This is a genomic window from Bacillus sp. 196mf, assembly GCF_003217275.1.
Lineage (GTDB): Bacteria > Bacillota > Bacilli > Bacillales > Bacillaceae_G > Bacillus_A > Bacillus_A thuringiensis_S.
This window is the reverse complement of record NZ_QJTG01000004.1, coordinates 23689-29688: the sequence shown is the minus strand read 5'-3', so window position 1 is coordinate 29688 and position 6000 is coordinate 23689. Positions and strand designations below refer to the sequence as shown.

Genomic DNA, 6000 nt, shown 5'->3' with positions numbered 1-6000 from the left:
CCAGTTACCCCCGTTGGACCTGTTGGGCCTGTTATTCCAGTTACCCCAGTTACCCCCGTTGGACCTGTTGGGCCTGTTATTCCGGTTACTCCCGTTGGACCTGTTGGGCCTGTTATTCCGGTTACTCCCGTTGGGCCTGTCGGACCTGTTGCTCCACTTGCTCCCGTTGGTAGAGTAAATGAGGAAATCGGTGGCAATGTCGGTCCTATTAAACTCGAATCCAGTGAACTTGCAGATAGATTTTTAGAGTTTAATCCTTCCCATTTCTTTTTCCTCTCCATATATCTCACTCCAAATAAAAATCATTTCTTAATTAAGAAAATATTAATTGTACAAAATATGATATATACAAGATGTACTATTCCAAATAAAATATTTTAAATAAAAATATTTCCTTAAATATACAAAATTATTTTATAAAATTAACTTTTGTAAAAAACAACCAATATATTAAATAATCAATTCTGTTCATATATGGTAAAATATATCCATCGCTGATATGTCCAACTATGTAATTTTCATAGCAGCAAAATTAAAACTAGACTTATACCACATGACTCAAAATAAATGAAGGAGTGTTTTAAGTGAAAGGACATATTCGAAAAAGAGGAAATAAATATTGCATTGTTATAGATATCGGCCCTGATCCAGAGACAGGAAAAAGAAGACAGAAGTGGTTTTCTGGATATAAGACAAAAAAGGAAGCACAAGCCGATGTGGCAAAGAAGATTACAGAGTTGAATGAAGGAACTTTTATAGAACCATCTAAAGTTACGTTAAAGGATTATCTAAATCATTGGCTAGAAATTAAAAGTATGAGCATAGAAAAGAGCACCTTTGCTGGCTATAGGGCATTTATCAACCAACATGTTATACCTAGTATAGGAATGGTCGCGCTTCATAAATTAAATGTTATGCACATTCAAAAATGCTATAAGACTACGATAGATAAAGGGATTGCAAGCAATTCTATTCTGCTTATGCATAGAATTTTAAAAAGCGCTTTAAACCTAGCCGTAAAACAAAATATTATGTCTCGAAATCCAGCAGATTTTGCTGAGATACCTAAAAAAGAAAAAACCCCTATCCAGACTTGGACAGAGGAAGAAGTAAAAAAGTTTTTAGCTCATTCACAAGAATCACGATATCACATTGGGTATCTACTTGCAATAACTACAGGTATGCGTCTGGGAGAAGTTTTAGGTTTACGATGGCAGGATGTTGATTTTGAAAAACATACCGTTACAATAAATCAAACATCTGGTCATGACAATAAGATCAAAAAAACTGCAAAAACAAATTCTTCAAAACGCACAATTCCTGTACCTAATGAAACAATAGCCGCCTTAAAAAAACATAAAATTTTAATTAATAAAGAGAAATTAAGGTTTGGTTCTGCTTATCTAGATCAAGATTTAATAAATTGTAATGAGTTTGGAAGAATCATAAAAAGAGCACCTTTCAGAAAAAGTTTCATTAGGGCGACACACAAAGTAGGTATAAAAGAAATTAAATTCCATGATTTAAGACATACACACGCAACTATACTATTGAAACAAGGAGTTAACCCTAAAATCATCAGTGAGAGATTAGGTCATACAGATATTTCAATGACATTAAGTGTCTATTCTCATGTTTTACCGAATATGCAAGAAGAAGCCGTTAAAAACTTTGGTAAAAGCATCTTTGGATAACGTATGTTTGCAAAATGTTTGCAATTCATAAAAACAGGTCAAACAAACGTTGTTATATCAGGGCTTGTTTAACCTATCATCTTATATTCTTGATAAAATCTCCGAATCCCTATTGAAATATTTAATAATGGAGCGTTCTCACCACCGCGGGTTATGCATTCGAATCGATATACATAGGAGAAAAAATCTTGTGTTTTTTCATCTTTTATCGGCCCTGACATCGCCTCACAAATATTTTGTGATCTAAGAGGGGAAAAATAGATTTCTTCTTCATTTGTATTTTCTAAATATATAGGACGCTCACAAAAAATATGTGAGATTAAAGCGGGCACCCACTTAGAATACGTTTCATTATCATGTAGTACTGGCAAATTAGAAATCAAATCGGATTGCCATTCATATTTTGGTGGTTCTACTAATCTATTTGGTTTCCAATCATGAATAATCTCATACCAACTTTGAAAAATATAATCGAGCTGCTCTTGTCTAATAGGTTCTTTCGATACAATCCATGGTGTATTTTCATTTAATACGTACGGGTTATGCTGAATAAACAATATATCCGAAAACATATCATACAATCTTTCATTCAAACGTTTCAACTTACTCGTTAATAAAAATGTCTTATAATGTATCTCTACGATGTCCAGCCATTCAATAGGAAAGTATATAAATGATACCTTTTCATTTAAAAGGGGTTCTACTATATTTTCAAATGTTAGCAGCCTTAATTTTTTCATAAAATGATTCCTTCCTTTCTTCAGTTGTCTTGATTATCAAAAAGCTAGAACAATAGTTACTTAATCTCATCCATTTAAACCAAGTATTTAAAAGAAACGTAAAAACTGTTTATCTACATAAATTATTATCAAACCGACTCTTTTAAAAATTCAAAGTAATTATCATGTATAACACCTCTATTATATTTTAATTTCGATACATTCGAATTATACATTACACTTAATGCATTGTACTTATCATTTACAATATCTTTACAAAAAAACCAAAAAAGAACACCTTAATTCGGTGCCCTTTTTACAAATATCAACCTTTATGTAATTGAACATATAGATAACAGTAATCCCCCAAATGAAATTGCTCCTAGTAAACCTACTACAACTCCTGTTAAACAAATACAATCAGCAAGACAAATAGAAGACTGCGATAATGGAACAAATGACCTACTTGTACTCGAACCATATTGTTTTATTTTCTCATAATTCACATCTAACATTAGATGTAAACATGTTACACCATCCTCAATAGTATGTAGAGGTTCTTTTTCTAATCGCTCCAATAATTTACTATCAAAAGCAACTGATAGAGGATACTGCTTATCTAATTTCATATTTTGATAAATTAGTTGCAAACGAGATAATATATTGTTTTTCTTCTTTTCAGATGTTACTGTACATTTCATTTTATTAAATTCATTTAATAACAGTGTCAATTCATCTCTTTTTCCGTATAAATCTTTAGCTATTTTTCTCTTTAGTTTATACGAATGGATAATAGATTTTAGTTCAATCATATTCATACACTTCCTAATTACATATTATTTACCCGATTATTTTATAGATAAACAGTACTTTTTAATCTTATTTAAATTACACTCAAGCATCTTCATTTACTATCGATTAACATTACATTAACCTTACAAAGTTGTAATAAATTCATTAGCTAGAAGAAATCAATCCCTAAACCAGACAGATATTTGATGATAAAACCATAAGAAAAAAGCAATGATTAGATTTTAAATCTAGTCATTGCTTTATCCATCACCTCTTGATTACACCTATATATCTTATTGTTACTCTTTCACTTGAATGATTGAATATATCCATTAATAATGGCTATATTCTTTGTCGGCACGTACATATATAAAACTAATGTTTTTTAATTGATAAGGTGAAACTTTAATTAGCCCTCACCAATTGGGCTTTTATGGGTAGTCCGCCATCTAACTTCTCTTTGCTCCCGCTGAATTTTTTTAGGGTCTTACTGCCCTGCAAATAGCAGGATAAATGCAATCAATATTCATACGTTATAATAGTATCAGTAGTACCACTAAAACCATCAAAACAGTTAGAGCAACCACCACAACCTCCACAACCTCCGCAACCAAAACAACCGAAGCAACCAATACAACGGAATCCACCACAACGGAATCCGCCACAACGACCTCCACCACAACCACCACAACGACCACAACCGCCACAGCGACGAGCAGCATCTTCAATATAGTAATATGGATATTGGTTTTGCTGGTCCCAATAGACAATATTTCCAGACCGGTAATCATTAAGACTTAACGCTTGTAGTTCTTGTTGAAACTGATTCATTTTCATAACCTCCGTTTATAAAATACAACCTCATTGATGCTTCCCTATATTTCTGTTCGTTACATCTAAGTAAAAATAGTGCTATAAACTAAGTTCAATACGTACACCAACAAAGTATGACTTATCACTAAATGATGCACCTTGTTCATATACCTATTTTTGCTATGGGCTCATTTTTATAAAATGAAACTTTAATCAGTGGGGGGGAGTTCATCCCCCGCTGATTATTAGCCCTCACCAATCAGGCTTTTACGAACAGCCCGTTAATGCGGGATAAATAAAAATTAAAAAATATGAATTCTAGCCTCATATCTTCATACCTACTAAATTCAATTAATTTCTCAATAATTATGTTGTCATATCCTATATATTTCCGTCTGCCGCTTAGATTTTTCTGTACTGTAAATGCCTTTCACTATAACACCTCCAAGTAACCGGTTTCTATGACAGATAAGAAATTCCTACAAAGAAAAAAGCCCTTATTAGGGCTTTTCATTCTATTTCTCCAGCAAAACTCTCTATGAAATTCCTAATAGAAAAAAGACACACTTAGATTGATGCGTCTTTTTGTGATGCCTCTTTTGTGAAATCATATAAAGCAATTGCGCCTAAAAGAACAAGTATACCTTGAGGAACATCTAGCAAAATAGTTTTCCAAATTTCTGGAATTACCCATTTAATATCTGCTGCCGTTTCAAGATATGTTTGGAAATAGCTGATTGTGAAATTAATTATCCCTAAAAATACAAACAACGATAAACCAAATCGAATTAATTTCTTATTTGTAAACATATAACACCTCTCAAAATTCATTGGATATTCCTGCTTTTGCTTCTTTATATTTCCATATCTTTATATCTAATTTTAACACATAAAGAACTCAAAAAAATACGATATGCATATTTGCATATCGTATTAACCACACTCCATGATAATTTAGAAATTCCTGCAAAGAAAAAACAACTCCGTTACAGCTAACAGCTCGGGTTTCTTTTCTTATTTAACTTCATACCACCAACATTTACGTTCTTTGATTGTAAAATAAATGTGACAGAAGTTTATCCAGTTAATGCGTAGACAAGTAAATAAGCTAAATTATCGATATTCTATTTCGCCATATCCGTAGCACTAATGACTTTACGCGAATTTGACAAGAAAAAATATATAGATAGGTATGATCCATACCTATCTATAACATTACTTCTATTCTTTATTCAATTACGTCTTTTACGTCTGTATCCACTGGCCACTTTTCTAATGTATAAGCCATTTCCCAAAATGAATATTCATATTGACTGCTAATAATAAAATGCTGTTTCATACGTTTGCGGTCTGCCTCTGTTACTTTTTCAGCGATAGTATCTAAACGTGTAATTTGTTCTTCAACTAGCGTACGGAACCAATCAGATCCATAAGCAGAAATCCATTCGTTATAAATTGGCTCTTCCGGCTGGCACTCTTTTAAGCGTTCGCCAATTTCATAATACAACCAATAGCAAGGTAAAATTACTGCAATGATATCTCCTAAATGCCCTTCATACGCAGCACGATACATATGTGAAGTATACGCATATGCAGTTGGCGCAGGAATAAAATTATCTTTTTCTTCTTTTGTTATCCCTAGCTTTTTAGCAAAATTCTCATGTAAAGATAACTCGGCCTCATATGTATTTTGAGCATGATGTGCCATACGAGCTGTCGTCTCTAATTCAAGAGCTTTTGCAGCTCCTAAAGTTTGTACTCTAGCAAAATGACTCAAATAATATGAATCTTGAAGCACATAATAGCGAAAACTAGCTAAATCTAATGTTCCTTCACCAAGTTTTTTTACAAAAGGATGGTTAAAACTCGCTTCCCAAATTGAATCTACTTCTTTACGTAATGATTGTGAAAAAGTCATTTAAATCCCTCCAATAATGTATAAAATATAAGTATTTATCCACAATTATTAAAGCTGTAAAATA

At 32.4% G+C, this 6000-nt stretch carries 7 protein-coding genes and 1 pseudogene; 1 reads left to right on the top strand and 7 read right to left on the bottom strand.

The features are described 5' to 3' along the window. The coding region (locus ATL10_RS08445; RefSeq protein ID WP_142669946.1) for an exosporium leader peptide-containing protein at window positions 1–281 on the bottom strand (281 nt) is incomplete at its 3' end. A gap of 303 nt (window positions 282–584) precedes the next feature. On the opposite strand from ATL10_RS08445, the gene ATL10_RS08440 reads away from it, so the two are divergent. Continuing rightward, window positions 585–1694, top strand: coding sequence for a site-specific integrase (locus ATL10_RS08440; protein WP_098283028.1), 1110 nt, complete (start codon window positions 585–587; stop codon window positions 1692–1694). Between the two features lie 68 nt (window positions 1695–1762). Here ATL10_RS08440 and ATL10_RS08435 read toward each other — a convergent pair whose 3' ends face one another. The 6 genes and pseudogenes from ATL10_RS08435 to tenA all read right to left on the bottom strand — a co-directional run bounded on the left by ATL10_RS08435 (window position 1763) and on the right by tenA (window position 5936). Then, window positions 1763–2434, bottom strand: coding sequence for a pPIWI_RE module domain-containing protein (locus ATL10_RS08435; RefSeq protein WP_000736204.1), 672 nt, complete (start codon window positions 2432–2434; stop codon window positions 1763–1765). A 311-nt stretch (window positions 2435–2745) separates the two neighbouring features. Beyond that, window positions 2746–3231 carry a hypothetical protein gene (locus ATL10_RS08430; RefSeq protein WP_002041181.1) on the bottom strand — a complete coding sequence of 162 codons (486 nt, stop codon included), beginning with the start codon at window positions 3229–3231 and terminating at the stop codon, window positions 2746–2748. Window positions 3232–3440: 209 nt separating this feature from the next. Continuing rightward, window positions 3441–3572 (bottom strand): annotated as a pseudogene (locus tag ATL10_RS08425) (site-specific integrase); the annotation flags it as partial. 152 nt (window positions 3573–3724) lie between these two features. Next, window positions 3725–4036, bottom strand: a complete 312-nt coding sequence (locus ATL10_RS08420) for a heterocycloanthracin/sonorensin family bacteriocin (protein ID WP_141549902.1) — start codon at window positions 4034–4036, stop codon at window positions 3725–3727. 549 nt (window positions 4037–4585) lie between these two features. Next, window positions 4586–4849, bottom strand: coding sequence for a DUF3937 domain-containing protein (locus ATL10_RS08415; RefSeq protein ID WP_002082716.1), 264 nt, complete (start codon window positions 4847–4849; stop codon window positions 4586–4588). A 397-nt stretch (window positions 4850–5246) separates the two neighbouring features. Continuing rightward, window positions 5247–5936: a thiaminase II gene (gene tenA / locus ATL10_RS08405; protein ID WP_098235239.1), complete on the bottom strand. Its 690-nt coding sequence runs from the start codon at window positions 5934–5936 to the stop codon at window positions 5247–5249. Window positions 5937–6000: the final 64 nt, after the last annotated feature.

What these genes read in the sequence shown, in the direction of transcription:
- ATL10_RS08435 (WP_000736204.1), bottom strand. Translation starts at nt 2,434, where the DNA reads ATGAAAAAATTAAGGCTGCTAACATTTGAAAATATAGTAGAACCCCTT.
- ATL10_RS08430 (WP_002041181.1), bottom strand. Translation starts at nt 3,231, where the DNA reads ATGAATATGATTGAACTAAAATCTATTATCCATTCGTATAAACTAAAG.
- ATL10_RS08420 (WP_141549902.1), bottom strand. Translation starts at nt 4,036, where the DNA reads ATGAATCAGTTTCAACAAGAACTACAAGCGTTAAGTCTTAATGATTAC.
- ATL10_RS08415 (WP_002082716.1), bottom strand. Translation starts at nt 4,849, where the DNA reads ATGAATTTTGAGAGGTGTTATATGTTTACAAATAAGAAATTAATTCGA.
- tenA (WP_098235239.1), bottom strand. Translation starts at nt 5,936, where the DNA reads ATGACTTTTTCACAATCATTACGTAAAGAAGTAGATTCAATTTGGGAA.